Annotated in this window: 4 protein-coding genes; all 4 read left to right on the top strand. The window is 28.7% G+C overall.

The window, feature by feature from the left end:
* The first annotated feature begins 234 nt into the window (after nucleotides 1–234).
* The 4 genes from A9758_RS04450 to A9758_RS04465 all read left to right on the top strand — a co-directional run bounded on the left by A9758_RS04450 (nucleotide 235) and on the right by A9758_RS04465 (nucleotide 3,028).
* On the top strand, nucleotides 235–909 hold the full coding sequence (locus A9758_RS04450) for an energy-coupling factor ABC transporter permease (protein ID WP_011405999.1): 675 nt from the start codon (nucleotides 235–237) through the stop codon (nucleotides 907–909).
* Between the two features lies 1 nt (nucleotide 910).
* Nucleotides 911–1,210, top strand: a complete 300-nt coding sequence (locus tag A9758_RS04455) for an energy-coupling factor ABC transporter substrate-binding protein (protein ID WP_011406000.1) — start codon at nucleotides 911–913, stop codon at nucleotides 1,208–1,210.
* Between the two features lie 140 nt (nucleotides 1,211–1,350).
* On the top strand, nucleotides 1,351–2,163 hold the full coding sequence (cbiQ, locus tag A9758_RS04460) for a cobalt ECF transporter T component CbiQ (RefSeq protein WP_011406001.1): 813 nt from the start codon (nucleotides 1,351–1,353) through the stop codon (nucleotides 2,161–2,163).
* A gap of 28 nt (nucleotides 2,164–2,191) precedes the next feature.
* The gene (locus A9758_RS04465; RefSeq protein ID WP_011406002.1) at nucleotides 2,192–3,028 is read left to right on the top strand and encodes an ATP-binding cassette domain-containing protein; all 837 of its coding nucleotides are present in this window, start codon (nucleotides 2,192–2,194) and stop codon (nucleotides 3,026–3,028) included.
* Nucleotides 3,029–3,035: the final 7 nt, after the last annotated feature.

Genomic DNA, 3,035 nt, shown 5'->3' on the forward strand with positions numbered 1-3,035 from the left:
AATTAAATTTATATTTTTCTAAAAATATATATATATATTAGACTTTTTTTCTCATAAAACTAAGTATTACTCACATATAAAATTAAAATATTTTTTAATTTTTAATCCAAATATTTAAATAATATTCTGAATAGAGTATTATACATTATTTTATTATAGATAATTAGAATTACTTGATAATAAAATAAATTTTATATTATATTTTTTTTATGGAAAATATAAGGAGGAAAAATAATGCATATAATGGAAGGTTTTCTGCCACCACTATGGTGTCTAATTTACTACATAATATGTATACCATTTATAGTTTATGGTATAATGCAGATAAGAAAAGTTACTGCAGAAAGTGATGAAGCCATGCCTATGTTAGCATTATCTGGTGCTTTCATGTTTATATTATCATCATTAAAAATGCCATCTGTAACTGGTAGTTGTTCACATCCATGTGGTAATGGATTTGGTGCTGTATTCTTTGGACCGGCAGTAGTAGGAGTTTTATCCGTAATAGTATTAGTATTCCAAGCAGTTATATTAGCACACGGAGGAATAACAACCCTTGGAGCAAACGTGTTATCCATGGGTATTATTGGTCCTTTATGTGGATATGCAGTTTGGTTAGGACTTAGAAAATTAAATGTAAATGATGAAATTGCAATGTTCTTTACAGCATTTGTCGCAGATTTAATGACATATGTGGTAACAGCTATAGAATTATCTTTAGCATTCCCAAAACCAGATTTCTTCACAGCTTTGGTTACTTTCTTAGGAATCTTTGCAGTTACCCAAATACCATTAGCAATAGCTGAAGGTATATTAACAATGGTAATTTACAGATTCATTAAACAACAGAAACCAGATATTCTTGTAAAGTTAAGAGTAATTTCAAAAGAAGAAGCAGGAGTTAACTAAAATGGTTTCAAACACAACAAAAAATATTATCCTACTTTTAATAGTAGGAGTATTGATTGTTCTCCCATTAGCTTATTATAATGGTCATGGTGAAGATGATGGATACTTTGGTGGATCAGATGATGCTGGTGGAGATGCTATAACAGAAAACAACCCAGATTACCAAGTATGGGCTGAACCATTATGGGAACCACCTAGTGGTGAAATTCAAAGTCTTTTATTCTGTTTACAAACAGCAATAGGAGCAATTATAATTGGTTATATTTTTGGTTACTGGAAAGGACAATCAAAAAGAGATTAAGTGTAAAAACATACACTTGTTTTTTCACTTTTTTTTTAGAAAAAAACATTATTAAGAAATTTTTTTTATAAAAATCTATTAAAATATTAGTTTTTCAAAAAATCGGAAGAAATAATTTTTTATAAAGTGGTGAATAAATAATGTCAATATTTGAGGATACATTAGATCATTATGCTTCCCATAATAATTTAGTAGATGTTAATATTTATTACAAACTTTTATTCTCTGTAATTACATTAATTTTAAATTTATTTGCTAATTCACCAATAATGCCATTTATTATATTTATAATAAGTACAATTCTTATTTTATTTAAAGCAAAGATACCATCTAGATTTTATGCAACATTTATGTTAGTACCATTTAGTTTTGCTATAATATCAGTAGTATTTATGGCATTTTTCATTGGTATAGGTCCACATATTTGGGATTTAGGTCTTTTTGGATGGGGAATTACAGCTGATGGTTTAAACAGGGGTGTACTTGTATTTTTCAAAGTAATGGGTGGTGTAGCTGCACTATCATTTCTTATATTAACAACACCTGTTAATAGGTTATTTGCAGTATTTAATGAGTTACATCTTCCAACCGAACTTGTTGATTTGGCAATATTAATGTATAGATACATATTCCTATTTTTAGATGTTACAGAAACAATGTATTACTCTCAAAAAACAAGACTTGGATATAATGGTTATTCAAGTTGGATGAATTGTCTTGCAGCACTAGCTGGTATGGTATTTATAAGAACTTGGGAACAAGGAGAAATGGCATACAAGGCATTAGCTTCAAGAGGATACAATGGAAAATTAAATATGTTCTACCATGGAAGTACAATTCATGACATAACAATTAAACAATGGATTATATTAATAGTATTTGAAGTAATACTAGCATATTCTATATATGTCACAGCATCAATAAATGTGGTACCTTATTTAATACCAGTATAGATAATAAATATTAATAGGATGGATTTTCATGACAACAATATTAGAAACTAAAAACTTAGTATATAACTATCCTGATGGAACAGAAGCTCTAAAAGGAATTGATTTTAAACTTGAAGAAGGAGAAATGATTTCATTATTAGGTCATAATGGTGCAGGTAAAAGTACACTTTTTCTTCATTTCAATGGAATAATTGAACCTACATCTGGTAGTGTTGAAATTGATGGTGAAACACTAAAATATGATAAAAAAAGTTTACTTGCAGCAAGACAAAAAGTTGGAATAGTATTTCAAAATCCAGATGATCAATTATTTGCACCAACAGTACTTGAAGATGTTGCTTTTGGACCAATGAATATGGGTTTATCAGAAGAGGAAGTAAAAACAAGGTCTATGGATGCACTAGAAAAGGTAGGTATGTCTGATTATGCAGAAAAACCACCACATCATTTAAGTGGTGGACAGAAAAAACGTGTAGCTATTGCAGGTATTCTATCAATGAAACCTAAGGTAATGGTTCTAGATGAACCTACAAGTGGTTTAGATCCAAATGGTGCTTCAAGTATAATGCAACTGTTATATGATTTAAATAAGGAAGGAATGACTATTATAATATCAACACACGATGTTGATTTGGTACCATTATATTCTGATGATATTGAAGTAATAGTTGATGGAAAAATAATTAAATCAGGAACATGTAAAGAAATATTTACAGATAAAGAAGTTATTGACGAAGCAGATTTACGCTTACCTTGGATAGGTCAATTATTTGAAAAATTAGATAAAGAACATAACATAACATTTGGTAATGGCTATCCATTAACAGTATCTGATGCATATGATGCATTATTAACAAAATTATAATAAATAT

Origin of the sequence: Methanosphaera sp. A6 (assembly GCF_001729395.1) — an archaeon.
Lineage (GTDB): Archaea > Methanobacteriota > Methanobacteria > Methanobacteriales > Methanobacteriaceae > Methanosphaera > Methanosphaera stadtmanae.

Bases quoted from the DNA above. Each gene is read 5' to 3' on its own strand.
- A9758_RS04450 (WP_011405999.1), top strand. From the start codon at position 235: ATGCATATAATGGAAGGTTTTCTGCCACCACTATGGTGTCTAATTTAC.
- cbiQ (WP_011406001.1), top strand. From the start codon at position 1,351: ATGTCAATATTTGAGGATACATTAGATCATTATGCTTCCCATAATAAT.
- A9758_RS04465 (WP_011406002.1), top strand. From the start codon at position 2,192: ATGACAACAATATTAGAAACTAAAAACTTAGTATATAACTATCCTGAT.
- A9758_RS04455 (WP_011406000.1), top strand. From the start codon at position 911: ATGGTTTCAAACACAACAAAAAATATTATCCTACTTTTAATAGTAGGA.